This is a genomic window from Streptomyces sp. 891-h (assembly GCF_022760275.1).
GTDB lineage: Bacteria > Actinomycetota > Actinomycetes > Streptomycetales > Streptomycetaceae > Streptomyces > Streptomyces spirodelae.
Window position 1 is genome coordinate 998,087 of the sequence record NZ_CP050693.1, and the last position, 26,613, is coordinate 1,024,699.

23 protein-coding genes and 1 pseudogene are annotated in these 26,613 nt (G+C 72.6%); 4 read left to right on the forward strand and 20 right to left on the reverse strand.

Annotation, left to right across the window (positions count from 1 at the left end; genetic code table 11):
• Positions 1-67: 67 nt before the first annotated feature.
• On the reverse strand, positions 68-1,270 hold the full coding sequence (locus HC362_RS04485; RefSeq protein WP_243082464.1) for a hypothetical protein: 1,203 nt from the start codon (positions 1,268-1,270) through the stop codon (positions 68-70).
• A gap of 102 nt (positions 1,271-1,372) precedes the next feature.
• Here HC362_RS04485 and HC362_RS04490 point away from each other — a divergent pair.
• Positions 1,373-1,606: pseudogene (locus HC362_RS04490) on the forward strand (type B 50S ribosomal protein L31); the annotation flags it as partial.
• A 207-nt stretch (positions 1,607-1,813) separates the two neighbouring features.
• On the opposite strand, the gene HC362_RS04495 reads toward HC362_RS04490, so the two are convergent.
• Positions 1,814-2,464, reverse strand: a complete 651-nt coding sequence (locus HC362_RS04495; RefSeq protein WP_243082465.1) for an NAD(P)H-binding protein — start codon at positions 2,462-2,464, stop codon at positions 1,814-1,816.
• Between the two features lie 153 nt (positions 2,465-2,617).
• On the opposite strand from HC362_RS04495, the gene HC362_RS04500 reads away from it, so the two are divergent.
• Positions 2,618-3,547 carry a helix-turn-helix transcriptional regulator gene (locus tag HC362_RS04500; RefSeq protein ID WP_243082466.1) on the forward strand — a complete coding sequence of 310 codons (930 nt, stop codon included), beginning with the start codon at positions 2,618-2,620 and terminating at the stop codon, positions 3,545-3,547.
• 13 nt (positions 3,548-3,560) lie between these two features.
• Here HC362_RS04500 and HC362_RS04505 read toward each other — a convergent pair whose 3' ends face one another.
• Positions 3,561-6,167: a glycoside hydrolase family 3 C-terminal domain-containing protein gene (locus HC362_RS04505; RefSeq protein WP_243082467.1), complete on the reverse strand. Its 2,607-nt coding sequence runs from the start codon at positions 6,165-6,167 to the stop codon at positions 3,561-3,563.
• A gap of 255 nt (positions 6,168-6,422) precedes the next feature.
• Here HC362_RS04505 and HC362_RS04510 point away from each other — a divergent pair, with 255 nt between their 5' ends.
• A complete protein-coding gene (locus tag HC362_RS04510) occupies positions 6,423-7,442 on the forward strand; it encodes a cation diffusion facilitator family transporter (protein WP_243082468.1) in 1,020 nt (339 codons plus the stop codon).
• Positions 7,443-7,760: 318 nt separating this feature from the next.
• Here HC362_RS04510 and HC362_RS04515 read toward each other — a convergent pair whose 3' ends face one another.
• The 16 genes from HC362_RS04515 to HC362_RS04590 all read right to left on the reverse strand — a co-directional run bounded on the left by HC362_RS04515 (position 7,761) and on the right by HC362_RS04590 (position 23,686).
• Entirely contained in the window at positions 7,761-9,020 is a 1,260-nt protein-coding gene (locus HC362_RS04515; RefSeq protein ID WP_243082469.1) for a lytic transglycosylase domain-containing protein, read from the reverse strand.
• Positions 9,021-9,096: 76 nt separating this feature from the next.
• Positions 9,097-9,918: a hypothetical protein gene (locus tag HC362_RS04520; RefSeq protein WP_243082470.1), complete on the reverse strand. Its 822-nt coding sequence runs from the start codon at positions 9,916-9,918 to the stop codon at positions 9,097-9,099.
• A gap of 21 nt (positions 9,919-9,939) precedes the next feature.
• Positions 9,940-10,518 (reverse strand): hypothetical protein, encoded by a 579-nt coding sequence (locus HC362_RS04525; protein ID WP_243082471.1) that lies wholly within the window; start codon positions 10,516-10,518, stop codon positions 9,940-9,942.
• A gap of 38 nt (positions 10,519-10,556) precedes the next feature.
• Positions 10,557-11,117 carry a hypothetical protein gene (locus tag HC362_RS04530; protein ID WP_243082472.1) on the reverse strand — a complete coding sequence of 187 codons (561 nt, stop codon included), beginning with the start codon at positions 11,115-11,117 and terminating at the stop codon, positions 10,557-10,559.
• Between the two features lies 1 nt (position 11,118).
• On the reverse strand, positions 11,119-11,676 hold the full coding sequence (locus HC362_RS04535) for a hypothetical protein (RefSeq protein WP_243082473.1): 558 nt from the start codon (positions 11,674-11,676) through the stop codon (positions 11,119-11,121).
• Complete coding sequence (locus HC362_RS04540; RefSeq protein ID WP_243082474.1) at positions 11,673-12,911, reverse strand: MlaD family protein; 1,239 nt, start codon at positions 12,909-12,911, stop codon at positions 11,673-11,675. The genes HC362_RS04535 and HC362_RS04540 overlap by 4 nt, the downstream gene beginning before the upstream one ends.
• A complete protein-coding gene (locus HC362_RS04545) occupies positions 12,911-14,131 on the reverse strand; it encodes an MCE family protein (protein ID WP_243082475.1) in 1,221 nt (406 codons plus the stop codon). The genes HC362_RS04540 and HC362_RS04545 overlap by 1 nt, the downstream gene beginning before the upstream one ends.
• A complete protein-coding gene (locus HC362_RS04550; protein WP_243082476.1) occupies positions 14,128-15,336 on the reverse strand; it encodes an MCE family protein in 1,209 nt (402 codons plus the stop codon). Before HC362_RS04550 ends, HC362_RS04545 begins: the two co-directional genes overlap by 4 nt.
• Positions 15,333-16,382 (reverse strand): MCE family protein, encoded by a 1,050-nt coding sequence (locus tag HC362_RS04555; RefSeq protein ID WP_243082477.1) that lies wholly within the window; start codon positions 16,380-16,382, stop codon positions 15,333-15,335. The genes HC362_RS04550 and HC362_RS04555 overlap by 4 nt, the downstream gene beginning before the upstream one ends.
• Complete coding sequence (locus HC362_RS04560; RefSeq protein WP_243082478.1) at positions 16,379-17,410, reverse strand: MCE family protein; 1,032 nt, start codon at positions 17,408-17,410, stop codon at positions 16,379-16,381. Before HC362_RS04560 ends, HC362_RS04555 begins: the two co-directional genes overlap by 4 nt.
• On the reverse strand, positions 17,407-18,681 hold the full coding sequence (locus HC362_RS04565; protein WP_243082479.1) for an MCE family protein: 1,275 nt from the start codon (positions 18,679-18,681) through the stop codon (positions 17,407-17,409). The genes HC362_RS04560 and HC362_RS04565 overlap by 4 nt, the downstream gene beginning before the upstream one ends.
• On the reverse strand, positions 18,678-19,502 hold the full coding sequence (locus HC362_RS04570) for an ABC transporter permease (RefSeq protein WP_243082480.1): 825 nt from the start codon (positions 19,500-19,502) through the stop codon (positions 18,678-18,680). Before HC362_RS04570 ends, HC362_RS04565 begins: the two co-directional genes overlap by 4 nt.
• A gap of 3 nt (positions 19,503-19,505) precedes the next feature.
• Positions 19,506-20,387, reverse strand: coding sequence for an ABC transporter permease (locus HC362_RS04575; protein WP_243082481.1), 882 nt, complete (start codon positions 20,385-20,387; stop codon positions 19,506-19,508).
• Positions 20,384-21,412 carry an ATP-binding cassette domain-containing protein gene (locus HC362_RS04580; protein ID WP_243082482.1) on the reverse strand — a complete coding sequence of 343 codons (1,029 nt, stop codon included), beginning with the start codon at positions 21,410-21,412 and terminating at the stop codon, positions 20,384-20,386. The genes HC362_RS04575 and HC362_RS04580 overlap by 4 nt, the downstream gene beginning before the upstream one ends.
• A 40-nt stretch (positions 21,413-21,452) precedes the next feature.
• Entirely contained in the window at positions 21,453-22,970 is a 1,518-nt protein-coding gene (locus HC362_RS04585; RefSeq protein WP_243082483.1) for a DUF6801 domain-containing protein, read from the reverse strand.
• Between the two features lie 98 nt (positions 22,971-23,068).
• Positions 23,069-23,686, reverse strand: coding sequence for a hypothetical protein (locus HC362_RS04590; protein ID WP_243082484.1), 618 nt, complete (start codon positions 23,684-23,686; stop codon positions 23,069-23,071).
• A 585-nt stretch (positions 23,687-24,271) separates the two neighbouring features.
• On the opposite strand from HC362_RS04590, the gene HC362_RS04595 reads away from it, so the two are divergent.
• Positions 24,272-25,654: a PucR family transcriptional regulator gene (locus HC362_RS04595; protein WP_243082485.1), complete on the forward strand. Its 1,383-nt coding sequence runs from the start codon at positions 24,272-24,274 to the stop codon at positions 25,652-25,654.
• Positions 25,655-25,684: 30 nt separating this feature from the next.
• Here HC362_RS04595 and HC362_RS04600 read toward each other — a convergent pair whose 3' ends face one another.
• The gene (locus tag HC362_RS04600; protein ID WP_243082486.1) at positions 25,685-26,359 is read right to left on the reverse strand and encodes a hypothetical protein; all 675 of its coding nucleotides are present in this window, start codon (positions 26,357-26,359) and stop codon (positions 25,685-25,687) included.
• Positions 26,360-26,613: the final 254 nt, after the last annotated feature.

Genomic DNA, 26,613 nt, shown 5'->3' on the forward strand with positions numbered 1-26,613 from the left:
GTCGGTGTTGTCCTCGGTCACGGCCGCCGACCCTAGGCCGTCCGCTCCCCCGCGCACCCAGCGGCCCCTAGCCGGCCCATGTGTAGCGGACGACGCCCGCGATCCTGTCGTGCTCGGCCAGCGCGCCGTCGGCCACGAAGACCACCTCGGCCTCGGTGGACAGCGCCCACTCCACCGTCTCGTCCACGATGTCGTCGAACACCTCGCCCGACTCGTCGCTCACCGCGTCGTCGGCGGCCGGCGAGAGGTGACCGCCGGTCAGCCGCACCTTCTGCCGGTAGGGCTCCTCGACGACCAGCAGCGAGAGCCGCCCCTCCTTGGCGGCCCGCCACACCTCGTCGATCCCCACCACGAACTCCTTGCGGCCGATCGCCTCACCGAGCCGGGCGAGCGCCTCGTCGGCCCTGGCCCGCAGGAGTTCGGCCCGCGCGGGTGCGACGGCCTCGTGGACGACCGAGGGCCGCGCGTTGGCCAGACCGCCCTTGGGGACGGTGGCCAGCGCGTTGCGTGCCGCGTGCGTCCCGACGTCGGCCAGCGCCGTCAGCCCGTGCTGGAGCCCCGCGATCAGCAGGGGACGAGGTTCCGTCTCCAGCACCTTGGAGAGGCCCGCGTCCACGTCCCGCAGGTGCTGAAGTGCCGCCTCGTCCCGGTAGCCGGTGGTGAAGTCCCCGGTGCGGGAGGCCCGCTCGCGCTCGGAGAGCTCGGTCTCGTGCTCGACGGGGAAGCCGAACCGCTGCTCCTCGGTGAGCTGTTCGCCCACGCCGCTGAACAGCCTGGCCTTCTCCTCGTCGAAGGTGAGGACCCAGTAGGGGCGGTTCTGGGCGCGGGCCGCGACCAGATTGCGGGTGAGGAAGGTGTCGTTGATGACGATGCGTTCGGCGCCCGAGCGCCGGGGCAGGTGCCAGAACTGGTGCTCGCCCTGCGCCGCGAAGACGACGAGCGTGTCGAGCGCGTACGTCGGATCCAGCTCGTTCTCGGCCTGCTCCAGCTGCTTGATCACATCGGCCCGCGCCGACGCCGGGACCAGCGGGTCCTCGGCGAGCCGCCGCCCGGTCTCGGCGATGAGATTGCGCAGCCGCACCGGGTCCTGCAGCTTGTCCGGCTTGGTGCGGTGGGTGGGCAGCACCAGGGTGACCGCGGGGTAGGGGCGCGGCTTCCGCAGAGTGGCGAGGACCTCGTTGGTCAGGTCGTTGGTGCGCATCCGTACCTCGTTCCGGAAGGGGACGACGACCGCGCACTCCAGCATCCCGCCGCCCTCCCGGGTCCGCACGTCGGAACCGGCCGGGCGGGCGGCCCACCAGGCGGGATGCCGCACCGGGGGTACGGACGTAACCTGGATGGGGCGCCCTGCAAGCGGGGGAAGGAGCGACTTGTGAAGTCAGATACTCACCCCGACTACCGCGAGGTGGTCTTCCGTGACCGGGCGGCCGGTTACGCGTTCCTGACGCGTTCGACGGCCACCAGCGACACCACGATCGAGTGGGACGACGGGCGTACGTACCCGGTCGTCGATGTGGAGATCTCCTCGGAGAGTCACCCGTTCTACACCGGAAAGGCGCGAGTCGTGGACTCCGAAGGCCAGATCGCGAAGTTCCGCCAGCGCTACGAGGGGACGTCGCCGGACGCCATCCTGCACGCCGCCCCCGAGAGCGAACCGACACCCGAGGACCTGGTCCTCGCCTCCGGCCGAGACCTGTCGGAGGAGAACCTGCAGTGGGCCCGCGAACGGCTCGCTGCGGAAGGCCGGGCAGCGATGGACCGGCGGCTGCCGTAGCCCGCCGCCCCTGAGGGGCGCGGGGAACTCGCCGCGGGCTCAGTAGCCCACGGTGAACCGCTCCCTCACGTGCCGCGGGTTCTCGATCTCGTCCAGCACGGCTACGGCGTAGTCCTCCATGGAGATGTGGCTCTCGCCGTTCTCGCCCACCACGAGGTCGTCCTTGCCCATGCGGTACGTCCCCGTGCGCTCACCGGGCTCGATCATCGCCGCGGGGCTGATGTTGGTCCAGCGCACGTCATGGACGCCGCGCAGGAACTCCAGCGCTTCCCCGTGCGCGTGCATGATCTGCAGGATGCTTTCGGGAAGCCCCTCGGTGTCCCACACCTGGGAGCCGTCGGGCTTGCGCAGCGACCCCGCGCCGCCGACGAACACCAGCGAGGGCGCCCCGGAGCCGAGCGACCGCAGCCCGGTCACCAGCGACTCGGCGGCGGGCCTGATGGTCGCCAGGTGGCCGGGGCCGTCCTTGCCGCCGACCGCGCTGACGACGACGTCGGCGTTCCCGCCGACAGCCGCGACGGACTCGGGCGAGAGCACATCGCCGGTGGTGACCGTGACCGCCTCCCGGGAGGCGACGAACCCGCTGGGGTCGCGGACGACGGCGACCACCTGGTGTCCGCGGTCGAGCGCCTCGCGCACGATCCTGCTGCCGATGTTGCCGTTGGCCCCGAAGACGGCGATGTTCGCCATGGCGGTACTCCTGTTGCTGCGTACGGGTGGGGGTGGGCGTCGGCCGGGTGGCATGTTCCGCCACGCTCGCGGCCGCGTCCTCCGCGCGGGAAGGACGACACCTCGAAGCTAACCGGGCAGCGGCGGCGCCGCGAGGTAAGGTCACGACCAGCCATGGTGAGAAACGGACACCCAGCCGCACCGGCGTCGGCCGCGATCCCCGAGCTCCCGTATGCCCCGCCGCCGGGCGTCGCGACCACGGGCGTCGAGGTGATGACGCTGTCCGAACTGCGCGACCGTGCGGCGCGCGGCGGCCAGCGGCTCGCCGACCCCCAGCGGCCCGGCTTCCACCAGCTCTTCGCCGTGGAGTCGGGAACGCTGCGCCAGTCGGTCGACTTCTCCGGGCACACCACAGGGCCCGGCGCCTGGCTGTGGGTGCGCCCGGGGCAGGTGCAGCAGTACGAGGACGTGGCGGAAGCCGAGGGCACGCTGATCCTCTTCCAGCCCGCCTTTCCGGACCCGGCGACGGCAGCGGCCGTCGGACTGGACGAGGCCACCGGCGCGGTGTCCCGGCACCCCTACGACGAGGAAGCGCGCGCGGTGCGTATCGCGCTGGACCATCTGCGGTTCGAGTTCGCCGCCGGGCGCGCCCCGGCCGCCCGCGCCGCCCACACGGAGGTACTGCGTCATCTGCTGGGGGTCCTGCTGCTGCGGCTGGTACGGCTGGCGGGGGCGGAAGAGCAGGGCCTGGACACGGTCGCCTCTTCGGAGACGTTCCGCCGGTTCCGCGCCGCTGTGGAGAAGGACTTCGCCCGCACCCGGCGCGTCGCCGACTACGCGCACGCGCTGGGCTACTCGCCGCGCACCCTCTCCCGTGCCACCCGCGCCGCGGCCGGACTGGGCGCCAAGGAGTTCGTGGACCGCCGCGTCATCCTGGAGGCCAAGCGCCTCCTGGCACACACCGACCGCTCAGCGGCGCGGATCGCCGCCGCGCTCGGCTTCGCCGACGCCACCAACTTCGCCAAGTTCTTCCACCAGCGCTCCGGCACCACCCCCGGCGCCTTCCGCGCCGAGTTGCGGGACGCGGGAGAGCGCGCCCGCTGAGCCGGCCCCGGGGCTACTTCCACAGCGCCAGCTCGGCCGCCAGCCGGATGTCGACCGCGCTGCGGCCCACCGCGAAGGTGTGCGGGTCCTCGGCCGGATGCCAGGTCAGCCGGGCGTCGTCCCAGGTCTGTACGGCGCGCAGCGGAACCTCCAGCCGGGCTTCGGCCACCTCGCCCGCGGCCGCTTCGACCACGGTGAAGGCCGCCAGCCTGCGCTCCGGGCCCTCGGGGCCGAGATACAGCTGGACGACCTCGCGGCCGGTGCGCTTCCCGCTGTTGCGGACCCGGACGGTGACCCGCGCTACGGCCGCGTACGGGTCGTCACCCCGGGCGCCGTCCAGCGCGGTGATGTTCAGCGACTCGTACTCCCACCGGGTGTAGCCCAGCCCGTGCCCGAACCAGTAGGCGGGCTCGGGCGCGGCGGCGCCCCTCCCCCGGCCGCCGGCCGAGCGGTGCCGCCAGGCGCGGTAGCCGATGTACGGCCCCTCCGCGTACGGGAGCCGGCCGTCGCTGTCGGGGACGACCTGGCGCACCGGCGGGTCGTCCTCGGCGTCGGGCCAGGTCGTCGGCAGCCGCCCGCCGGGCTCCGCGGCGCCCAGCAGCACATCGGCCAGCGCCTCGCCGCCCGCCTCGCCAGGGAACCAGCACAGCAGTACGGCGGCGACGTCCTCGCGCCACGGCATCAGCACGGGCGCGCCCGCGTTGACCACCACAACGGTGCGGGGGTTGGCCCTGGCCACCTGGGAGACCAGTTCGTCCTGGCCGCCCGGCAGGGCGAGGCTCTCGCGGTCGACGCCCTCGACCTCGGACTCGTCCGTGGTGCCGACGAACACCACGGCACAGTCCGCCTCGGCCGCCGCGCGCACCGCACGCTCGGTCAGCTCCTGCTCGGAGACGGCGGGCGCACCGTAGCCGAGTTCGAAGGAGATCAGCCCGAACAGGCCGCCCACGCCGTACGCGGGGACGGAGTGCAGGAGGCGGACGGGCAGCGGTTCGCCCGCCTCCGCGTCCAGCAGGAAGGTGCGCTGGGGCGGGTTGAGGAAGGCGGCTGCCGGATCGTCGCTCTCGGCCTGGAGCTCCGCGTCGTAGAGCACCCGGTCCCCCGCCTCCAGCCGGAAGTGGCCGACGCCGCGCACCGCGAGCCGGTGGGTGCCCGTCTCGCCCGGTGTGAAGGAGCCGAGCAGCTCAACGCGGCCCAGATCGGCGAAGGAGACCCCGCCGGGCAGGCTGCCCATCCAGCGCACGCTGCCGTCGCGCTGTTCCACCCGGGCCAGCTCGGCGTCGTCCAGGCCGTGCAGGACGGCGGTCAGCCGGAAGCCGTCGGCCTCGGTCGCGGCGGCGAGCCGGGAGCGGGGGTCGGGTCCCGGCTCGTAGGACACCTCGGTACCGGGCGGCAGCGCCGCGCGCAGCGCCTCCAGCGGGGTGCGGACGCGCTCGGGGAAGACCTGGGAGCTGCCCCCGCCCCCGAAGCGCAGCGCTGAGGCGTGCAGTCCGCTGACGGCGATCCGGCGCACGGTGCCTCCGGGGAGCTCCGCACCGGAGGGCTCCGCCTCGGAGGGCTCGGCCTCGGAGGGCTCGGCCTCGGAGGGCTCGGTCCCGGCGACGGCGAGCGGGAGCAGCGGGTCGGCGGCGGGCTCGTTGCGCAGCAGGACGAAGGACCGCGCAGCGAGGCCGCGTACGGTGGCGGCGCCATCGAGCGGCGCGGGCAGCTCGGCGGCGGGCACGGCGGGCGGCACGCCGTCCAGAACCCCGACGCGGGCCGCGAGCAGCAGCACCCGGCGGGCGAGCACATCGACCGTCTCCGGAGCCACCCGGCCCTCGCGGACGGCGGCGACCAGGTGTTCGCCGTAGACGGTGTCCGGGCCCGGCATGGCCAGGTCCAGGCCGCCGCGTACGCAGCCGAGGGTGGAGCGGGCGCCGGTCCAGTCGGAGACCAGTACCCCGTCGAAGCCCCATTCGCCGCGCAGCACCCCGTTGTTGAGCACGTCGTGCTCGCTCATCGTCACCCCGTTGACGCTGTTGTACGCCGCCATGACGACCCAGGGGCGTGCGGTGCGCACGATGCGTTCGAAGGGTTCGAGGTACAGCTCGCGCAGGGTCCGGCCGTCGGCGCGTACATCGACGGTGTAGCGGTCGGTCTCCGCGTCGTTGCCCACGAAGTGCTTGGGCGTCGCCGCGACCCCGCCCCGCTGGAGACCGGCGACGAGCGCGGCGCCCAGCACCCCCGTCAGCTGCGGGTCCTCGGAGTACGCCTCGAAGTGCCGGCCGCTGTAGGGGGTGCGGTGCAGATTGACGGTGGGGGCCAGCACGACGTGCGCGCCCTTGCGGCGGGCCTCCTGGGCGAGCAGCAGCCCGGCGGTACGGGCCGCCTCCGGGTCCCAGGTGGCGCCGATCGCGGTGGGGGACGGCAGCGCGGTGCTGGGGTCCTCGGGCGACCAGTTCTCGCCGCGCACCCCGGCCGGCCCGTCGGAGAGGACGAGCCTGCCGAACCCGGCGGGGGACAGCGCGCCGTCCGGGCCGACCGACCACATGTCCGTGCCCCCGAGCAGCGCCACCTTCGCCGGCAGGTCCAGCTCGGCGAGCGCGGCCTCGGCGGCGGCTTCCTGGGGGCTACGGTCCATCTCCCACTCCCACCGCTCGTCCCGCTGAGTCGATCACTGGCTGCCGCCAGCTTCTCACCTCCGCCGGGCCAGGGCCGGACCGACAACGGAAATCATAAAGAAAGCGCAGGTCAGCGCCGTGTTATCGGTTTTGACAACGGTCACCGGTGCAGCCTTTGCACCCCCGGGGCGCGGTGGGTTTCACTGCACTCAGCCCGCACCGCCGGGCGGCGGCCACCGGCCGCCGAGGGAGGGGCACCGAGGGAGAGGAACACCGTGGGCGCGAGAGCCGAGCACGGGCAGGGACAGCCGGGGCACAGCCATGGGAACGGCCATGCCGGGCACACACACGGGGTGACCGCGGGGGCCGACCACCGCTGGCTTTCGATGGCGCTCGCGCTGATCAGCGTGTTCATCGTCGTCGAGACGGCGGTCGCCGTGCTGGCGGGCTCCCTGGCGCTGCTGTCGGACGCGGCGCACATGCTCACCGACGCGGTCTCGATCGTGCTGGCCCTGGTCGCGATGCGGCTGTCGGCACGGCCCGCGCGCGGCGGCTACACCTTCGGCCTCAAGCGCGCCGAGATCCTCTCCGCGCACGCCAACGGGCTCACACTGATACTGGCCGCCGTCTGGCTGGCCTACGAGGCGATACGCCGACTGCTGGACCCGCCCGAGGTCACCGGCTGGATGGTGGTCACCACGGCGCTGGTGGGCATCGTGGTGAACCTCCTGGCCACCTGGTGCCTGTCGCGCGCGAACCGCTCCTCGCTCAACGTCGAGGGCGCCTACCAGCACATCCTCAACGACCTGTTCGCCTTCATCGGCACCGCTGTCGCCGGTCTCGTCGTCCTGGTCACCGGCTACGCGCGGGCCGACGCCATCGCCACGCTGCTGGTCGTCGGGCTGATGCTCAAGGCCGGGTACGGGCTGCTGCGCGACTCGGGCCGCATCTTCCTGGAGGCGGCGCCGGTGGGCCTCGACCCGGACGAGGTGGGCGACGAACTGGCCGCGGCGGAGTCCGTGACCGAGGTGCACGACCTGCACATCTGGACGATCACCTCGGGCGAGCCCGCGCTGTCGGCGCACATCCTGGTCGAACCGGGCGGCGACTGTCACCGCGTCCGCCGCGACCTGGACCGGATGCTGGCCGAGCGGCACGGTCTGACCCACACCACCCTCCAGATCGACCACGCGGACCGGATGCCGGCCGGCGCCCACGCGCTGTCCAGCCTCTCGTCGGGCCACTGCGAGGCGCCGCACGGCCCCGTGCACCACGAGGGGCCGCACCCGCACTGACGCCAGCGCCCGGCGGCCGGCCGGGCCCGGCCCGCGCCGGGTCCGGCGCGGAGAGAGGTCCCGCGCGGAGAGGGGTCCCGCGCGGAGAGGGGTCCGGCGCGGAGAGGGGTCCCGCGCGGAGAGGGGCCGTTCGGCCCCTGCTGGGGGCAGCCGCGGTGGGGCACTCTGAGGGAAGTCCCCGGGCGCCTCCCCGTCAGGCGCCCGGGCCTGTGCCACCGCTGGGCAGCCGCCCGCGGCCTGTGGGGGGTCCGCGGGCGGCATCAGCGGCCCGGCTCCCGTTGCCTGCACTCGGCAGCAGGGGCACGGGAGTGACCCGCCTCAGGTTCGCGTCCCGCTCTCGCAGGGGCCGTCGCTCCCAGTGGGACTCGGCACGGGCGTCGGCGACTCGGAGCCGGTCGGACCGGGGGACGGCGAGCCGGTGTCGTCCGGGCAGCCGGGGGGAGTGCTGGGGCCGCCCGGACCACTGGAGCCGTCCTCGTCGGGAGAGCCCGGGCCGGTGGGGCGGGGGCCCGGCTCTCCGGAGCCCGGGGAGCCACCGCCCGGGCCCGTGCCGCCGGAGCCGGAGGGCCCGCGGGAGGGAGCCTTGTCCTTCCTCCCAGGGCCGCTCGTCCCTCCCCCGCCACCGGGGCCCTTGCCTGCCCGGTGCGCGTTCCTGTCCTTGTCGCTCTCGCCCGCGCTTCCCGCACCGGGGCTGGTGGGCAGCACGCCCTTGCCGTCCGGTACGGCGTGAGCGCCCCTGCGGTAGAAGTCGAACCAGGCGAGGACCGTGCGCAGATAGGCGGTGGAGTGGTTGTAGCTGAGGATCGCCGCACGCAGCTGCGGCGCCTCGGCCAGATCCCGGTCGCCCGCGCACAGGTAGCGGCCCGCGGCGAGCGCGGCGTCGTGGACGTTGTGCGGATCGGCGCGGCCGTCGCCGTTGCCGTCCGCTCCCCACCGCTGCCAGGTGGTGGGGATGAACTGCATCGGCCCGACCGCCCGGTCGAACCGGGTGTCACCGTCCCAGGCCCCGCCGTCGGAGTCCTCGATACGGGCGAACCCGTTGCCGTCGAGCACCGGGCCCAGGATCGGGCTGCGGGTGGTGCCGTCCGGCCCGACGTCCCCGCCGCGCGCCTGCCCCGACTCCACCTTCCCCAGCGCCGCCAGCAACTCCCAGCGCAGCCGGCAGCCGGGGTCCTGGGCCCGCACCGCCTTCTCCGCGTTCTTGTAGGCGAGCAGCACCGTGGCGGGGATGCCGGACGGTGCGCTGAGCCTGAGGTGCGGGTCGCGTACCGGGCGGCCGCCGTCCGCGACGGCCAGTGGCGGGAGTTCGATGTGGTACGAGCCGTCGTCCGCGCCGCCGGACGGGTACGGGCTTCCGGCGCCGGGTGAGTGCCACGGCTTGCGGGCTTCCTTGGGGCCGACCGCGCCGGGTGCCTGTGACGCGGTCAGCGCGGCGATGGCCAGCGCGGCGAGCGCGGTGCCCGCGGTGCGGCGCCGCAGCCGGACACGTCTGCCGCCGGCGGGGCGCGCCGGGCCGCGCCGGGCGCCGGCAGCGGTGTGGCTGCCGCCCCGGCGTCTGCCTGCCTGGTGCTGCGTCATGTGCTGTCCTCCCGGTGCGTGCGCGGCCGGCGGGCAGTGCCCGGGCGGGCCTGCGAGGTGGGTGGGTGGCGGTGCCTCAGGTGAGGGTGTCGATGGCGCTGATCCGCCAGGAGCCGTCCTTGCGCACGGCGTTGACGGCGAGCATGGCGCCCGCGTAGCTGGCGTTGTCGTCCTCGGCCCGCTTGCCGCTCTTCGCCTTGCCCTTGGCCTTGGCTTTGTCCTCGGTTTCGCTCTTGGCCTTGTCCTTGCCGTCCTTGCCGTCCTTGGCGCTGCCCGCTGTGCGGGTGCTGTGCTGGTCGGCGAAGAGGAGCACCCGGGCGCGGTCTCCCTCCAGCGTGGTGACCGCGCTGTCGGTGACCGTCGTTGTCAGGAGGAGCTTCTGGCGGCTGTCCTGTGCGCGGACCCGCGCGAGGAGTTGACGGTGCTGTTCGACGGCGCGTCCGGTCAGCAGTCGGCGCGCGGCGCGCTCGTTCTTCTCCGGGTCGGCGTGGTCGTAGGAGAACAGGGCGTTGACCGCGCTGGTGATCTCGCCCTTGACCTCGCTGGTGCGGGCGGCGTCCGCCAGTGCGCTGTTGTGGGCCGAGGCGGTGTCGCGCAGGGCCTCGGCCTTGTTCGCCGCCCAGCCGGCGAAGCCGCCGAGGACCAGGGTCGCGACTGCGCAGACGGCGGGCAGCCGCCGGGAGCGCCGGAAGAACCGCCCGGCCCGCTCGGCGGCGGACTCCGCAGCGGACGCGGCGGCGGGTTCGGGGCCCGGGGAACCGGGCCTCTTGCGCTCGGACCCGGTCGCCGGTGAAGTGGCCGGTGCGAGGCCGCGCCCGGTGGCGGACGTGGTGGTTCCGGTACGGGGCCGGGCGGCGAGGCGGCGTCTGCGGTTGACGAGGTGGCGGGTGGTCGACATGGGGTTCCTCCGGCTCTCCGGTCAGTCACGCTCGTCCGGCTCGGTGGCGGTGTAGCCGACGGGCACCTGTTCCAGGGCGCTGAGCTTCCAGCCCTGGCCGGTGCGGGTGAGTTCGCCGCGCATCCTGGTCTGCTTGGTCGCGGGCTTCTCCTTCGGCGCCTTGACCGTGGTCCGTACGGCGACGAGCACTCCGGCCCGGCCGGCCCGTTCGTCCAGCTCCGCGACGGCGCTGGAGAGGATCCGGGCCGAGGTGACGGTCCTGGCACGGCGGATCTGCTTCTCGAACTCCTTGCGGCCCTTTCGCAGTTGACCGCGCAGCTCGCCGGTCGTCGACTCCTCCCAGGAGTCCAGCCCGCTCTCCAGCTTGCGGTGGTCGAGCGTGTTGAGGTTCTGCACCGCCTGCTCGCCCGCCGCACGCACCTCGTCCCGCGTCGCGGCGTAATCGAGTGACTCGTCATGTGCGGCGCCGTACCAGGAGGTACCCGCCCAGACCGCGCCGCACAGCGCCACGGCCGCCAGGACCACGGCCGCCACCCGCACCGGACCGCCCGCCGGGGACCACCGCGCCCACCGGCTCTCCGCTCGCGTCGCCTCTGCCACGTCTCGCCTCTCCCTGTCGCTCGTGGCCGACTCGTTGGTCACCGCGCCGTGATGCCGACGATCCGCCAGTCGCCGTTCCGCCGCTGCGCGGTGACCGAGAGCTGGGCTGCGGCATTCGCCGGTTCGCGACCGGCGCGGTGTGTGGTCTGGTCGAGGAAGACCAGAAGGTGTGCGCGGTCCCCGCGCAGCTTGGAAACCCCCACGCTGACCACCCGGGTCGCGAGCGTCAGCTTCTGCTCCCTGGCCCGCTGTTCGACCTGGCCGAAGAGGGTCTCGTACTGCCGCGCGGCCTTGCCCGCCAGCAGCTCGTCGGCCGCCCGCTCGGTGCCGGCCAGGCCCTCGGGGGTGTAGGAGAAGATCCGCGCGAGCGCGTCCTGGACCTCACCGGAGACCCTGCTGGTCGCCGCGCGGTCCGTGAGGGCCGCGTTCCTGGCCGCCGCGCTGCCGGTCAACTGTCCGGCCCGCACCAGGAAGCCGGCTCCGGCGGCGAGCGCCAGCACGAGCAGCGCCACCGCGCACCAGCGTGCCCGGCGCCCCTCCAGCACGGCGAGCAGCCGGCGTATCCGGGTCAGCCCGCGCAGTACACGTAACGCCCGCATCTCAGCTCTCCTCCCCCACCGGCACCGGCCGCACCGAGGTGAGCTTCCACCCGTCACCGGTGCGCTCCAGCCCGGCTTCCATCCGCTTGCGGTCGGTCGCGGGCGCTCCGGCCCTGGTGGTGGTCCTGATCCGCAGGGTCGCGATCAGCCTCGCGGTGCCCGCTGTGTCGTCCAGGCTGGTCAGCGCCGCGTCGGTGACCTCGGCACGGGCGCTGGTACCGCGCTCGCGCAGAGCCTTCGCGCTCTTGTTCTCCGTACGGCGCAGCTCGTCGCTCAGCGGCCCGGTGGCGGTACGGCGCCACTCGCGCAGTCCTGCGTCGATGTGCGCGGCGTCGATCGAGTTGAGCGTGGCCAGATGCGTGCGGCCGGCGGCCAGGGCCTGATCGCGGGCGCGGGAGTAGGCGAGGTCGTCGTCGGAGTACGCCGTCCAGCAGAGCCAGCCGGAGAACGCGCAGAACAGCACCGCGGCCGCGAGCAGCGCGGCGAGCCATGCGGCGGAGCGTGTTCCCCGCGCCCCTGACGGTTCACGTGCTGCCTCATCCGGTGCGTCGGTGGTCATCGGTCGGTCTCCAGTGCGAGCAGGCCGGCCAGGGTGCGGGGGGACGAGCCGTCGGGCCCGGAGTGGGTGGCGGTGGAGCCGGCCGCCAGGCCGCCCGCGCCGGGGCTGGCGGGCGCCGGCAGCGGCCCGCCGGTCGGCGCGTTGGCGGAGCCGCGGACGTTCTTGCCGCTGGAGGGCGGCGAGGCACAGTGCGCGCGGTCGTTGAAGGGCGGGGCATTGCCGGTCTCCAGGCCGCCTCGGTAGCGGGTCTTGCCGTATCCAGCCGTGCAGGGGAGCGGGTCGAAGAAGGTGAGGGCCATGCCGAAGGAGGCACCCTCGCGGGTGATGGCCGTGGAGCCGGCGGCGGCCACGCGGGGCAGTTTCACGAGGAGCTCGGCCACGCCGCGCTCGCGGGTGACGGCAAGTTCCGAGGTGGTGGTGAGGTTGGCGAGCAGCACGCTGAGGCCGGGGTCGAGGTCGCGCAGCAGCCCGGTCAGCTGGGTGGCGGCGCCCGGGGTCGCGGTGATCAGGCGGCGCAGGTCGGGGTCGGATTTCTTGAGCTGTCCGAGGAGTTCCTCGGCTCCGTCGGCGAAGTCGCGCAGTGCGCGGCCCTCTTCGCGCTGGGTTCGCAGCACGGTCTCGGCGTCGACGATGAGTCCGGTGGTCTCGGGTGCCGCGGCGTCGGCGGCGTCCAGGAACGCGCTGCCGGACTCCAGCAGGACCTCCAGGTCGTCGCCGCGGCCCTGGAAGGTGTCGCCCAGTTCGTCGATGACGGTGCGCAGGGAGTCGCGCGGCAGGTCGGCGACGAGCTTGTCCACGCCGGCCAGCACCGTGGTGGGCGGTGCTGGCAGGTTGGTTCTGGACTGCCGGATGACGGAGCCCTCGCGCAGGAAGGGGCCGTGTGCCGTGTCGGGTCGCAGGTCGATGTACTGCTCTCCGACGGCGGAGAGGTTGGCGACGTGGGCCTTGAGGTCGGTGGGGATGCGCGGCGCCGAGTTCTTGATCTTCAGTTCGGCCGACACCCCGCCGTCGGTGAGGTCGAGGGCGCCGACGCGGCCGACGGACACGCCTCGGTAGGTGACGTCGGCGTGCTCGTACAGGCCGCCGGTGCGGGCCAGTTCGACGCGGACGGTGTAGTAGTCGCGGATGCCGATGTACCGGCCCACATCCGCGTACCGCACCCCGATGACGCCGAGGACGACGGCGGCCAGGGCGAGGAAGGCGAGGTTCTTCCACACGGTGGCGCGGGTCGGCATCAGCGGTCACCTCCTGGGCCCGGGGTACTGGTGACGGCGGGGAGCGGGAGCGCGGCGGGGCCGCCCGTGCCGGAGGCGCCGGGGTCCTCGGGGATCGGTTCCTCCTTCAGCGGCGGGGTGAGCGTGGTGCCGGGCGGCGCTGTCACATCGAGGTAGAGGTTGAGGTAGTCGCCCTTGACGCCGCGCAGCACCTCGTCGGTGAACGGGTAGGTGAACAGCACCTGGAGCGAGTCGGGCAGGTCCTGGCCGGAGTCGGCGAGGGCGCGCAGCGTGGGGGCGAGGGCCTCGAGGTCGGCGACGATGTCCTCCTTGCTCCGGTTCACGGTCCGCACTGCGACCGTGGAGAGGGTGTCGAGCGAGCGGAGCATGGTCATCAGCTGGCCGCGCTGGTCCTCCAGGCCGGCCAGTCCGGGGCTGACGTCGGTGAGGACGGTGCCGATGCTCTTCTTGCGGGCCGCGAGGGTGGCCGAGAGCCGGTTGACGCCGTCCAGGGCGCGGGTGATGTCGCCCTTGTGCCGGTCGAGGCTGCCCACCAGTTTGTTGACGCGGCCGAGCACCGATCTGACCTCTTCCTCGTTGCCGTCGAGCGCCTTGTTCAGTTCGGTGGTGATGGTCTTGAGCTGGCTGACTCCGCCGCCGTTGAGCAGCATGGAGAGCGCGCCGAGGACCTCTTCGACCTCCGGGTTGCGGTTGGTGCGGGAGAGCGGGATGTGGGTGCCGGGGCCGGACGAGGGCGCGGGTGCCGAACGCTGTGCGGCAGGCCGCGCGGCGCCCGCGCCGCCGCCCTTGGGCGGGGCGAGGAGCTGCACATACTTCTCGCCCAGCAGGCTCGACTGCTCGATGCGCGCGTACGGCCGCTCGGGGAGCCGCACCTCGCCGTTGACGCGCATGGTGACCCGGGCGGTCCAGCCCTTCCGGGACAGCGCGATCCTGGTGACCTTGCCGACGGTCACGTCGTTGACCTTCACCGCGGACTGCGGGACGAGGCTGAGGACGTCGGCGAACTCGGCGGTCACCTGGTAGGGGTGGTCGCCCAGGTCGGCGCCGCCGGGCAGCGGCAGATCCGCGAGGCCGGTGAAGCGCGGCAGGTGGACGCCGCCGCCCAGCAGGGTGAGGCCGAGCGCGATCGTGACGGCCGCTGCCGTGACGCTGGTACCGATCCGTGCTGCACGGGACCGGATCGCCGCTCGGGAGCGGATCGCCGCGCGGGTGGGGCTCATCCGCCGGCCCCCTTTGACGAAGTGCCAGGTCGCTCACCGGCCGCCCCGTCCGGGGTGCCGTAGACGGTGCCGACGGGCGGCAGCGGCAGGGCCGGCAGCGCCTTGCGCTCGCGGGGTGTGACGGGTACGAGGCCCGCCGTGCCCGCGGCGGCCGCTCCGGGCGCCGGGGTGAGGGGCCCGCCCATGCTGAGTTCGTTGATGTTGCCGCGGTTGTCCAGGGTGCCCCGGCGGGGGTTGTAGGCCCGCAGGAAGTTGTCGGCGGCCAGGGGCGCGGTGTCCAGGGCCTCGGCGAGGGAGGCCCGCTGGTCGACGAGGGTCTGGGTGAGGGGCGCCAGCTTGTCGACGTTCTTCTTGAGGCTGCCGCGGTTGTCCTTGATGAACTTCTTCACCTTGCCCAGCGCGGTGCCAAGTTGGGCGAGGGCCTGGGCGAGGTTCTCCTTGTCCTCGGCGAGGAAGGTGGTGACCTCGCCCAGTTGCCGCTCGGCGGTGCGCACCTTCTTGTCGTTGCGTTTGAGCATGGCGGTGAAGGAGCGCAGGTAGCCGACGGTGGTGAAGAGGTCGCCGCTGGAGCCGTCGAGGGTCCGCGCGGCCTTCCCGAACTCCTCGACCGACTCACCGAGCGCCTTCCCGTTGCCGTCCAGGTTCTCGGCTCCCACGTCGAGGAGGTCGGAGAGGGCGCCGTCGGCGTTGGCGCCGTCGGGCCCCAGCGCTTCGCTGAGTTCGGTGATGCTCGCGTACAGCTGGTCGACCTCCAGCGGTACGGCGTTGCGGCCCGCCGGCAGGACCGCGGCGTCGGCGAGCCGGGGGCCTTTCGTGTAGGCGGGGGTGAGCTGGACGTAGCGGTCGGAGACGAGGCTGGGGGCGATGACCACGGCGCGGGCGTTCGCGGGGACCTTGACCCCCTCGTCGATGAGCAGGGTGACCTCGACCTGTCTTCCGTGCGGCTCGACCGCCTCGACCCGGCCGACGCGTACGCCCAGTACCCGCAGGTCGGAGCCCTCGTAGACGCCGACGGCCCGGTCGAACCAGGCGGTGACGCGGGTGCCTTCGGAGCCGCCGAGCACCGTCGCTCCCCCGGCCCCGACGCCGATCAGCAGGGTGAGGACCGCGCCCAGGACGAGGGTGCGTCTGCGGAAGGGGGCGCGTTCGCGGCCGGTGGCGCGCTTCCGGAAGGGGAAGCGCCTGCCGTCGCTGGGCGGTCTCATCGGCTCTTCCCTCCCGGTTTCGGCGGTCGGCAGTCGTCCTCGGGGGGTGTGTCGGGCGGCAGGTAGCGCTTGGGGACGAGGCCGCACAGATAGCTGTCCAGCCAGCGACCGTTGCCGAGGGTGTTACCGATGAGGCGGTAGTAGGGGCCGGCGACCCCGAGCGCCGCGTCGAGCCGCTTGCGGTTCTTCATCAGTACGTCGGTGACCCGGTCCAGTGCGCGCAGGGTGGGGCCGAGCTGCTTGTTGTTGTCGTCCACCAGCCCGGTCAGTTGCGTGCCCAGGTCGCGGGCGCCGGTCAGCAGCCGGTGGATGGCCCCCCGGCGGGCGCGTACCTCGGCGAGCAGCAGATTGCCGTCGCGCAGCAGGGTGCTGAAGTCCGCGCGCCGCTCCTTGAGCGTGCGGGTGAGCTTCTTGCTGCCGCGCAGCAGCTCGGCCAGCTCGGTGTCGCGGGAGGAGATCGTGCGGGAGAGCGCGGACAGTCCCTTGGCGGCGCCGCGTACGTCGGCGGGTGTGTTGCGGAAGGTGTCGGAGACGGCCTTGAAGCTCTCGGCGAGCTTCCGGGAGTCGATTTCCTCGAAGGTACGGCCGAGTCCGGTGAACGCCTGCGTGACGTCGTAGGGAGAGGTGGTGCGGCTGGTGGGGATGGGGCGGCCGGGGTCCTGAGGGCCGGTGCCGAGCGGGTCCAGGGCGAGGAACTTCTCACCGAGCAGGGTGCGGATGCTGATCGCGGCCCGGCTGGCGTTGCCCACCCAGGTGTTCTCGACCTCGAAGTCGACCTCGACCTTGGCGCCGTCGAGGGCGATGCGGGAGACCTCGCCGACCTTCACTCCGGCGACCCGCACCTCGTTGCCCTCCCGCAGCCCGGCCGCCTCGGTGAACTCGGCGGTGTAGGTGGTTCCGCCACCGAGGAACGGCAGGTCGTCGGCGCGGTGGACGGCGGTGCCCAGCAGGGCCAGGAGGAGGAACCCGATGAGGCAGACCGCTATCGGGTTGCGCTCGGCCATCGGCTTGGGGCGCGGCATCCTGAGTCGCCTGCGGCCGCTCATGACCGGCACCTCGGCTGGGTGATGGCGATGCCGGTGGGCGGTTCGCTGCCGTCGGCCATGGTCAGCCCGTTGGTTCTGGCCTCGCACAGATAGGTGTTGAACCAGGAGCCGTAGGAGGCGAGCCGTCCCAGGGTGCGCATCTTCTCCGGGGAGGTGCGCAGGAACTCCTCGATCTGGGGGGTGCCTTCGCCGAGTTGCCGGGAGAGCCGGCCCAGTTCGCGGATGTCCTTCTTCAGCGGTGCGCGGCCGTCCTCCAGCAGCCCGGCCGTGGTGGTGGCGAGGCCGCCCATGGCGGTGACGGCCCTGCCGAGCGGTTCGCGGTCGTCGGCGAACCCGGACACCAGGTCGCGCAGGCTGGTGACCAGGTCGTTGAAGCCCTTCTCCCGGACGTTGACCGTCTTCAGCACGGAGTTGAGGTTCTTGATCACCGAGCCGATGACCTTGTCCCGGCCGGCCAGTGTGCTGGTCAGTGAGCTGATGTGGCCGACCAGCGAGGTGACGGTGCCGCCCTCGCCCTGGAGGACGCTGATGATCTCCCCGGCGAGCTGGTTGGTCTCCTTGGGCGAGAGCCCCTGGAAGAGCGGCTTGAAGCCGTTGAACAGCTGGGTCAGGTCGAGCGCCGGTGTGGTGCGGCTGAGTGGAATCGTGCCGCCCGCCGGGAGGGTGCGTCCCAGGGGCCCGCTGCCGCGCTGGAGGTCCACATAGCGCTGGCCGACCATGTTGAGGTACTTCACCGAGGCGTGGGTCGAGGCGGGGAGGGTGCGGCCCTTCTCGACGGAGAACCGCACCTGGGCGATGCGGCGGTCGACGACGCGGATCTCCTCCACCTTGCCGACCCGCACCCCGGCGATGCGTACGCTGTCGCCCTCGACCAGTCCGGTCACATCGGTGAACCGGGCGCGGTAGGTGTCGGTGGGGCCCACTCCGGTGTTGGAGATGCTCAGCGCGAGCACGGCGGTGGCCAGCGAGGTCGTCACGATGAAGATCAGCGACTTGACGAGCGGGCCGGTGAGGGAGGCGCGTTTCACCGCAGTCTCACCTCCGTGCCGCGCAGGGTGGGGCCGACCAGGACGCTGCTCCAGCCGGGCAGCTTCCCCGGCCGCTTGTCCGCCGGTGCCAGTACCTCGTTGATCAGCTGGTTCTCCTGGGGCGAGTTGGGCATCCCGGTGCCGCCCCCGGCGTCGGCGATGGTGGCGCCCTCGGCCGCCGGTGCGGTGCTGGTCCTCCCGGCCTTCCGTCCGTCGGCCGGCCCGAGGTAGGGGACGGAGTAGCAGCGCGGTCCGCCTCCGCCGCCCCGGTAGGAGGGGGTGTCCTTGCCGGGCAGGTACTTGCCGCGGGAGGGGGTGACCCGCAGATCGACGTGCAGGCCGGGCCGGTCGGTGCCCTTGCCGAGCGCCTGGTCCATGACGGGGACGAAGGTGGCGAGGGTGCGCAGGGTGCAGGGGAAGGCGGGGGCGTGGGCGGCCAGCAGCCGCAGAGTGGGGCGGCTCGCGCGGGCGAGCCGGATGATGTTCTGCCGGTTCTCCCGCAGGAACGCGGTCAGCTCCTGCGCCGTGCCGGTGGTGGTGCCGTATGCGGTGGACAGGTCGTCGGCCTTCTCGACGAGAGTGCGGCTGGTGGTGGCGAAGTCGGACAGCGCGCTGAGCACGTCAGGCGCGGTCTCGGCGTACAGGTGGCTGACCCGCACCAGCTCCTTGATGTCCCGGTTGAGGGCGGGGAGCCGGGGGTTGAGCTCGGCCAGGTAGGCGTCGAGCGCGACGAGGTTGTCACCGAGCTTGCTGCCGCGCCCCTCCAGTGCCTGTGCCACAGCTGTGAGGGTGGCCGCGAGCTTCTGGGGCTGTACCGCGGTGAGGGTGGGCAGCAGGTGGTCCAGGACCTGTTCGAGTTCGATGGCGTTGCGGCTGCGGTCCTGCGGGATGGTGGCCCCGGCTCTGATCGGTCGGGGCGCCGGGTCCTTGGGCGGGACGAGCGCGACGTAGCGCTGTCCGAAGACGGTGGTGGGCAGCATCTGGGCGCGTACGTCGGCCGGGATGTGCGCGAGCTTGTCCGGCTGGAGCGCGACCCGCAGCCGGGCTCCCTTGCCGTCCGAGGTGATCTCGCGCACCTGACCGACGACCACGCCGCGCAGCTTCACATCCGTGTTGACGTGCATCTCGTGGCCTGCCTGCGAGGTGCGCACGGTGATCTCGGCCGCGTCGGTGAACCGCTTGTCGTAGACGGCGACCGAGAGCCAGATCAGCAGTGCCGGTACGAGCAGCAGGACGATCCCCGCCGACCTGCGGCGCAGCGCGGCGCTCATCCCGCCACCTTCACGGTGGTGGTGGCCCCCCACAGGGCGAGGCTGAGGAAGAAGTCGGTGACGCTGATCAGCACGATCGCGTTCCGCACGGAGCGGCCCACGGCGATGCCGACACCCGCCGGGCCGCCGGTGGCGCGGTAGCCGTAGTAGCAGTGGGTGAGGATCACCATGACGCTGAAGACGAAGACCTTGAGGAACGACAGCAGCACGTCGGTGGGCGACAGGAACAGCCCGAAGTAGTGGTCGTAGGTGCCGGCCGACTGGCCGTTGTAGAAGACGGTGATGAACCGCGAGGAGAGGTAGGAGCTGAGCAGGCCGATGCCGTAGAGCGGGATGATGCCGACGACTCCGGCGATGATGCGGGTGGTGACGAGGTAGGGCATGGAGCGGATGCCCATGCTGTCGAGTGCGTCGATCTCCTCGTTGATGCGCATGGCACCGAGCTGCGCGGTGAAGCCCGCGCCGAGGGTGGCGGAGAGCGCGAGTCCGGCGACCAGCGGGGCGATCTCGCGGGTGTTGAAGTAGGCGGAGATGAAGCCGGTGAAGGCTTCCGTGCCGATCTGGTTGAGCGCGGCGTAGCCCTGGAGGCCGACGACGGTGCCGGTGAACAGGGTCATCGCGGTCATCACACCGACGGTGCCGCCGATGACGCCGAGCCCTCCGCTGCCGAACGCCACCTGGGCGAGCAGCCGCTGGACCTCGCGCAGGTAGCGCAGCAGGGTCTTGGGCGCCCACAGCAGCGCGCGGACGTAGAACAGCAGTTGGTCGCCGGGCTTGTCGAGCCAGCCGAAGAGCCGGCCGGGGGCGAAGGCGCGGGCCATGGCTCAGACCCCCTTCGGCGGCACGAGCTGGAGGTAGATGCCGGTGAGGACCATGTTGACGAAGAAGAGGAGGAGGAAGGTGATGACGACGGACTGGTTGACGGCGTCCCCGACGCCCTTGGGCCCGCCGCGCGGGTTGAGGCCCCGGTAGGAGGCGACGATGCCGGCGATGAAGCCGAAGACGACCGCCTTGATCTCGCTGATGTACAGGTCGGGCAGTTGCGCCAGCGCGGAGAAGCTGGCGAGGTAGGCGCCCGGTGTGCCGTCCTGGAGGACGACGTTGAAGAAATAGCCGCCCAGGGTGCCGACGACGGAGACCATGCCGTTGAGGAGGACCGCGACGCAGACGGTGGCCAGCACCCGCGGCACCACCAGCCGCTGGATGGGCGAGACGCCCATCACCTCCATGGCGTCCAGCTCCTCCCGGATGGTGCGCGACCCCAGGTCGGCGCAGATCGCCGAGCCGGCGGCTCCGGAGATCAGCAGGGCGACGATCAGCGGGCTGGCCTGCTGGATGTTGACGAGCACGCTGGCTGCGCCGGTGAAGGACTGGGCGCTGATCTGGCCGGCCAGCGAGCCGACCTGGAGGGCGATGACGGCGCCGAACGGGATGGAGACCAGCGCGGCGGGCAGGATGGTGACGCTCGCGATGAACCAGAACTGCTCGACGAACTCCCGGAACTGGAAGGGCCGCCGGAAGACCGCGCGAAGCACGGTGAGCGCCAGGATGAACAGCTTGCCGGGTTCCCGCAGGAAGCCCAGGCCCGGTACGGGGCCCCTGGCCGTGTGCGCCGCCTCCGCGTGCGCCCCCGCTGCCCTCGGCTCGCCGGGGCTCGACTCGTCGGCCCCGCCCGCCGGCTGCGGGGTGTGCTCGGTCGCCGTCATGGCCGCTCCAGGGGCCGCTGCCGGGTGGTGCTGGTGCGCTGGGGCAGGGGGGCGAGGTTCTCCGGCAGGCTCGCCTCGATGGCGCGGCGCGCCGCGGGCGGCAGTTCGTCGAGCATGCCCAGCACCCGCTCCCTGCGGCGCCGTACCGCCTGCCGCTCGGGCAGTCCCGGGGTGGGCTCCAGCTGCGGGACCAACTCCCGGGGTGCGGCGTTCAGCGGGCCGAGGGGTGCCGAGCCGGCCTCCCGGGCGAGGGTGGCCGCGTCCTTCTCCTCGGACATGCCGATGGGTCCGCTGCGGCTGCCGCTGAGGAACTGGGCGACCACCGGTTCGTCGCTGGTCAGCAGCGCTTCACGGGGGCCGAAGGTGACCAGGTGGCGGCGGAAGAGCATCCCCATGTTGTCGGGGACGGTGGCGGCGATGTCGAGATTGTGGGTGACGATCAGCATCGTCGCGTCGATCTGCGCGTTCAGGTCGATCAGCAGCTGCGAGGTGTAGGCGGTGCGGACCGGGTCGAGTCCGGAGTCCGGCTCGTCGCACAGGATGATCTGCGGGTCGAGCACCAGGGCGCGGGCCAGCCCCGCGCGTTTGCGCATGCCGCCGGATATCTCGCCGGGCAGCTTCTCCTCGTCACCGACCAGGCCCACCATCTCCAGCCGCTCCATGACGATGCGGCGGATCTGAGACTCCTTCTTCCTGGTGTGCTCGCGCAGCGGGAAGGCGATGTTGTCGAAGAGGTTCATCGAGCCGAACAGCGCGCCGTCCTGGAACATCAGCCCGAAGGTTTTGCGAGCCTCGTAGATCTCCCGCTCGCGTCCGCGCACCATGTCGACGCCGTCCACCAGTACGCTGCCCCGCTCCGGCTTGACCAGCCCGATGAGCGACTTGAGGAAGACGGTCTTGCCGGTGCCGGAGGGGCCCAGCATCACGCTGACCTCTCCGGCGGGCAGGGTGAGCGTGATGTCCTGCCAGATGTTCTTGCGGCCGAAGGACTTGGTCAGTCCCCGCACCGCTACCTCGATGCCCATGTCGGCGCCCCCTCCTCCCGCTGTGGTCTGCTCGCCGGGCTCACTTGGGCAGCTCCGGGACCGCGGGCGGGACCACACAGCCCTGTCCGCCGGGCCGCATCAGGCAGGGCGCCCCCTGGATCAGCTTGAGGTAGTTGCCGCTCCCGGAGATGCTGCCGGTGAAGAGCGGGTCGAGGTCCTCGCCGCCGGTTCCGCAGCCGGTGAAGGGCGGGATGGTGAACTTCGCCCGCAGGACTCCGCCCTTGAGCACCTCGTATTCGGGCTGCTTGCCCTTGAGTTCGAGTTCGAGGGGCCGGGAGGTGCGGCAGTGCGGCCCGACCTCCAGCGGCACCCCGTTCACCGTCACGTCGTGCATCCGCAGGGTCTGGCTGAGGTGGATGGTGGCGTAGTTCGGCGAGGAGGAGCCGCGCTGCACGGTGACGATGGTCATGGGTGAGCTCTTGAACTCGATCTTGGCGGTGACCGGCATGAAGTCGAAGTCGAGGAAGGTCGCGGTGGCGTCCGGCAGGTCGAGCTCGCCCAGGTGACGCGTCTGGTTGTAGCCGGGCCCCACCGCCCACTCCTTCTGGATGAGCAGATTGACCGTGGCGGCACCGTCGCGCGGGTCGTTGATGGCCATGGCGCCCTTCAGCTTGAGCACATTGGCCGCAGCGACCGGCACCGCGCACCAGTGGATGCCGCCGATCGGACTCACGCGTACGGGGATGCCGGGGGGCGGCTCCGGGAGCTTGGAGCGGTCCAGGTCGCTCGTGGGCCGTTCCGTCTCGCACGGCTTGGCGGGGGGCAGTTGGGCAGTGCCCACGTCGATGTCCCCGTCCCGGCGCGCGGAGCGGTCCTCCGCGTCCGGGTCCTTCCCCGGCCCTGTGGAGCCGGGCGACGGCGAGGGCGTGGGGGAAGCCGAGGCGCCGGGCCCGTGGTCGGCTCCGCCGATCCGTACGGTGGCCAGCCGCAGGTCCTGGCCGGGGGCCGGACGGCAGTCGAGGGCGGCCGGTGCCGGCGCGGGTGGTGCCGTGGCGTCCTCCTCGCCGCGCACCGTGGGGGTCAGGTTCAGGGCGAGCTGCCCGGCGGTGAAGGTCAGCTGTCCTTCGCGTTCGACCGTGACGGGCGGGACGTCGCCGCGGTGGGCGAGGGAGAGGTCCCCGTCCTGGGGCACCGGCGTGGCGGGGGCCACCAGCCCGCCCCAGCGCGCGTCGGCCGAGCTTTCGGCCTGTGCGACCCGCACGGTGAGCTCGGCCTCGGAGGTGACGGACTCGGTGTGTGCGGGCAGCAGTTCCTCCAGCGTTTCGCGGGAGATCTCGGCGTCGAGGCGGATCTCGCCGATCCGCACGGGCTCCTCGGCGGTGGCGGCGCCGGGGAACCTGCCGGAGACCTCGGCCTCGATCCGCCGCGTTGCCGGCTGGGCGTCGGCGGGGAGGGCGCAGTCGTAGGCGACGGTGAGCCGCGCCTGCTGTTCCTGCGCCTGTGAGCCGACGCCGGGCAGGACTCCCGCCACCAGCGCGAGCGCGCCGACGGCGGAGCCCCGCGCGGTACGGCGACGTGTTCTCGCGCTGGGTTTCACTGTTCTCCTCGGAGGGGGCCGCACCCGCCCGCGGCGGGGGGACGCACGGGGTGGGGCGGGTGCGGCGAGCGGGGGTTTCCGGTCGTCGGTGTGGGTCGTCAGTCGGCGGTGATGGTCTGGGCCGGGTCGGTGTCGTAGGCGGCGTCGAACGTCGCGGCGTCACCGGTGTTGATCAGGCCGAGGCAGTTGGCCTCGGTGGCTTCGAGGTTGCCGCCGTTGACGACCAGCTGGTGGGTGGTGTTGTCGAAGTAGCCGGTCACCGTGGCGGGACCGCCGCCGGGCCCGGCGAAGGAGGCCGTGCACAGGCCGTCGGGGTCCGAGATGTCGGCGGTGATGCCGGAGATGGAGCCGACGACCCGATCGGGGTTGTTCGGGTCGACGGACTCGGCGTTGATGCTCAGCGGGCTGGAGACGGTGACGTCGAAGCTGATTCCGGCCAGGGAGCAGCCCGAGAACGTCAGGGTGTCGATGCTGCCCAGGCCGGCGCCCGCGTTGCCCGAGCCGGTCTTGAGCGTGCCCGAGGCGTCGGACGAGTCGCAGTAGAGGTCGGCGTTGGGCACGGACAGGGTGGGGTTGGCGGCGTGGGCCGAGAACGAACCGCCGGGGGTGACCGTCCACGTCACCGCTGAGGTAGCGGAGGCGGAGGCGGCGGAGAAACCGAGCGCTGCGGTTGCGGCGACGGCCGCGAGAGCGGCCCGTCTGGTGAATTTGCGCACGTGACATTCCCTCCGTTGGATGTGGGATTTGAAGAGCTGTACTCCGCACCGGGGCGACATTCTCAGCACAGCCACTGCTCGTCGCACGTGACGCTGCGCCCGCCATTTCCGTATGCCCTTGTCGGGCGGCTGGCAGAAAGGACGTTACGCATGGGTAACGCGGAGGGGCAATACCTGGGTTCAAGAAGCGGGATGGCGTTTGCGCGCGACTGGTTTTCTTGTCAACAAGAGAGTGTCCTGGCAATGCCGGGGGCGCTGAATTCATCACAGGGTGCGCATCCCTGGCCGCGCCGGATGACGTGCGCCGCGCGCGGTGGCAGCGTGGTGACTCCCGCGTGCACCCCCCGGCCTTCCGCGCTCCGCGGGGGCTGCGCCCACGCGTCGGCTGGTCTATGGTCTGCGGTGCGCGAGCGCCGATGCCCTGCCCCCACCGGCTCGGGCGACGCCCCCACGCGGCTCCGGAAGGCGGTGAACGTTCCGCCGGAGCCCGCCCGGCCGCACCGGCCGCGCGTACACCGGACTCGTCCCCCACCTTGACCGGTTGGCTCACGTCCTGCTCCGAGGCCGACAGTGGAAGGTACGTCCATGGTGCAGACAGCAGCGGCTTCCCGGGCCCGCACCCAGCCGCCGGGCCCGCTCCCCCAGGAACTGGCCGCGGTCATGTGGCCCGAACTCCCCACGGTCGCAGAGGAGATGGTGCACGAGATCGGCCGAGCGGTACCCGAGTACCGGCCCCTGCTGGAGGGCTCGTACCGGACGGTGATGCTGCACTGCGTGCGCCAGAACCTCACCAGCTTCGTCGAACTGGTCGCAGACCCCACGGCCTCGACCGCCGAGCGCGACCAACTCTGCCACCGGCTGGGGGAGTTCGAGGCGCACGAGGGGCGCGGGCTGCACTGTCTGCAGTCGGCGCTGCGCATCGGCGCCAGGGTGGGGCTGCGCCGCGCGACCACCGTGGGCACCCGCTACAACCTGCCCGCTTCCATGATCGTCGCCTTCGCCGACGCGGTGTTCGCCTATACGGACGTGATCGAGTCGCTGTGCCGCGAGGGCTATGTGGCGGCCAGGGGCGGCGGGGACGAGGCGTGGGAATCGCAGCGCGGACGGCTCTTACGGCTGATCCTGGCCGGCGTCGCCGACCTGGGCGGCAGACACGGCACCCGCGGCACCGCCGACGCGACGGCCACGGCGGTCGCGGCGCCCGGCTCGGGACCGGCGCCAGGCTCGGGTCCCGCACCGCCTTCGCCGCTGGCCGAGCTGGCCCGGCGCGTGGGCTGGCGGATACCGGAGCGGGTCACCATGGTGGCGCTGTCCCCGGATGCCGACCGCAACGGGTTACGCCTGCCGGGCCGGCTCGACGACGACGTACTGAGCGAACTGGGCGACCAGCGGCCGCACTTGCTGGTGCCGGGCGAGGTGGACGAGGCGCGCGAGGCCATGCTGGAGTCCGCGCTCGGCGGCCGCCGCGCGGTACTGGGGGTGACGGTCGAGCTGGGCAGCGCCGCCGATTCGCTGCGCTGGGCGCGGCAGACGCTCTCCCTGGTGGAGTCCGGTGTCCTCCCCCAAGCCCGGCTCACCCGTTGCGAGAACCACCTGGTCGCCCTGTGGCTGATGGGCGATCCTGCGCTCGCCGAGCACCTCGCGGTACGGCAGCTGGCGCCGCTCGCGGGGCTGACGCCGGGCCAGCGGGAGCGTCTGGTCGACACCCTGCGGACCTGGCTGACCACCAGGGGGACGGCGACCCAGATGGCCGAGGTGCTGCATCTGCACCCGCAGACGGTGCGGTACCGGATGCGGGCGCTGAAGCGGGTGCTGGGCGGTCAACTCGGCGACCCGGAACAGCGGTTCGCCACCGAGCTGGCGCTGCGGGCGCTGCATCTGCGGCGCCGCGCGAGCGGACGGCCCCCGGCCGGCGCTCACGCGCAGGGCCGGGAGCCGGAGCTGCCGCGGGACCACGAGGGGAACTGACGCCCCACCGGGAGCCGCGCGCCGCAGCTCTCAGGAGGATGCGGGCGTGGTGGGCGGCGCCGCCTGGCCCAGCGTGAGGGTGAGGGTGTTGCCCTCGCCGGGCACCATGCTGTTGATGACGGGGGTGGCCAGCAGGCAGTGCTCGAACTTGGGGATCGTGTAGGTCCCGCTCAGTTTGCCGCCCTTGAAGACGTTGAAGCCGGGCTCGGAGTCGAGGTCGATGACCGCCGGCGTCCTCGTCTTGCAGTGGGGCCCGACCGGGGTGGGGATACCGGCGATCTTGAGGTGTTTCAGCCGCAGGGTCAGATGCGAGGTGGTGCTGACAGCGCCGGTCTTCAGATCGAGAGTCCCGGTGGTCGGCTCCTCCTCGATGAACTCGGTGGTGACGGTGACGGGGATACCCAGCGCGGTGAACGAGCCCGGCGCGTCGGGGAGTTGGGTGCGTGCGGTGAGCGCTCCGGTGGTCATGTCCGTCGAGGTCTTCAGCGTGCCAGGGCCCAGGGCCAGGTCGCTGCCGGTACCGGCGAGGTGCGTGGTGCCGCTGAGCGGGTAGTCGAGCTGGACCGGTGCCGCGGCGGCGTCCGACTCCGCGTGCGCGGTACCCGCCGCCAGGACGGGGGCCAGACAGCCGAGCGCCGCGGCGGCGGCCACGCTCGCGCGGCGCGCGGCTCCAGGGCGCGGGGATGCGGACTGCGTGCGTCTCATATCAGCTCCTGAATGTCGAGGAACGCACTTACGCGCATGAGTGGACCCCGCGGCCGACACGGACGGGCCACGGGGTCCGGGCCGCGTACTGCGGCCAGGGATATGACTCGCGAGCCATGACGCCGACGGAATGGCGGCGCCCCGGTGAAAATGAACGTTACGGGCGGGTAACCCGGCGCGCAACAGCCCTTTCTTGATTTCTTCGACGGCCGGGAAAAGGACGGAAATTGTTGTCTGTGCCCGCGCAATGGCGC

Bases quoted from the DNA above. Each gene is read 5' to 3' on its own strand.
- HC362_RS04515 (WP_243082469.1), bottom strand. From the start codon at position 9,020: ATGACGCAGCACCAGGCAGGCAGACGCCGGGGCGGCAGCCACACCGCT.
- HC362_RS04570 (WP_243082480.1), bottom strand. From the start codon at position 19,502: ATGGCCCGCGCCTTCGCCCCCGGCCGGCTCTTCGGCTGGCTCGACAAG.
- HC362_RS04595 (WP_243082485.1), top strand. From the start codon at position 24,272: ATGGTGCAGACAGCAGCGGCTTCCCGGGCCCGCACCCAGCCGCCGGGC.
- HC362_RS04535 (WP_243082473.1), bottom strand. From the start codon at position 11,676: ATGACCACCGACGCACCGGATGAGGCAGCACGTGAACCGTCAGGGGCG.
- HC362_RS04495 (WP_243082465.1), bottom strand. From the start codon at position 2,464: ATGGCGAACATCGCCGTCTTCGGGGCCAACGGCAACATCGGCAGCAGG.
- HC362_RS04580 (WP_243082482.1), bottom strand. From the start codon at position 21,412: ATGGGCATCGAGGTAGCGGTGCGGGGACTGACCAAGTCCTTCGGCCGC.
- HC362_RS04550 (WP_243082476.1), bottom strand. From the start codon at position 15,336: ATGAGACCGCCCAGCGACGGCAGGCGCTTCCCCTTCCGGAAGCGCGCC.
- HC362_RS04565 (WP_243082479.1), bottom strand. From the start codon at position 18,681: ATGAGCGCCGCGCTGCGCCGCAGGTCGGCGGGGATCGTCCTGCTGCTC.
- HC362_RS04600 (WP_243082486.1), bottom strand. From the start codon at position 26,359: ATGAGACGCACGCAGTCCGCATCCCCGCGCCCTGGAGCCGCGCGCCGC.
- HC362_RS04500 (WP_243082466.1), top strand. From the start codon at position 2,618: ATGGTGAGAAACGGACACCCAGCCGCACCGGCGTCGGCCGCGATCCCC.
- HC362_RS04540 (WP_243082474.1), bottom strand. From the start codon at position 12,911: ATGCCGACCCGCGCCACCGTGTGGAAGAACCTCGCCTTCCTCGCCCTG.
- HC362_RS04520 (WP_243082470.1), bottom strand. From the start codon at position 9,918: ATGTCGACCACCCGCCACCTCGTCAACCGCAGACGCCGCCTCGCCGCC.
- HC362_RS04545 (WP_243082475.1), bottom strand. From the start codon at position 14,131: ATGAGCCCCACCCGCGCGGCGATCCGCTCCCGAGCGGCGATCCGGTCC.
- HC362_RS04530 (WP_243082472.1), bottom strand. From the start codon at position 11,117: ATGCGGGCGTTACGTGTACTGCGCGGGCTGACCCGGATACGCCGGCTG.
- HC362_RS04555 (WP_243082477.1), bottom strand. From the start codon at position 16,382: ATGAGCGGCCGCAGGCGACTCAGGATGCCGCGCCCCAAGCCGATGGCC.
- HC362_RS04505 (WP_243082467.1), bottom strand. From the start codon at position 6,167: ATGGACCGTAGCCCCCAGGAAGCCGCCGCCGAGGCCGCGCTCGCCGAG.
- HC362_RS04575 (WP_243082481.1), bottom strand. From the start codon at position 20,387: ATGACGGCGACCGAGCACACCCCGCAGCCGGCGGGCGGGGCCGACGAG.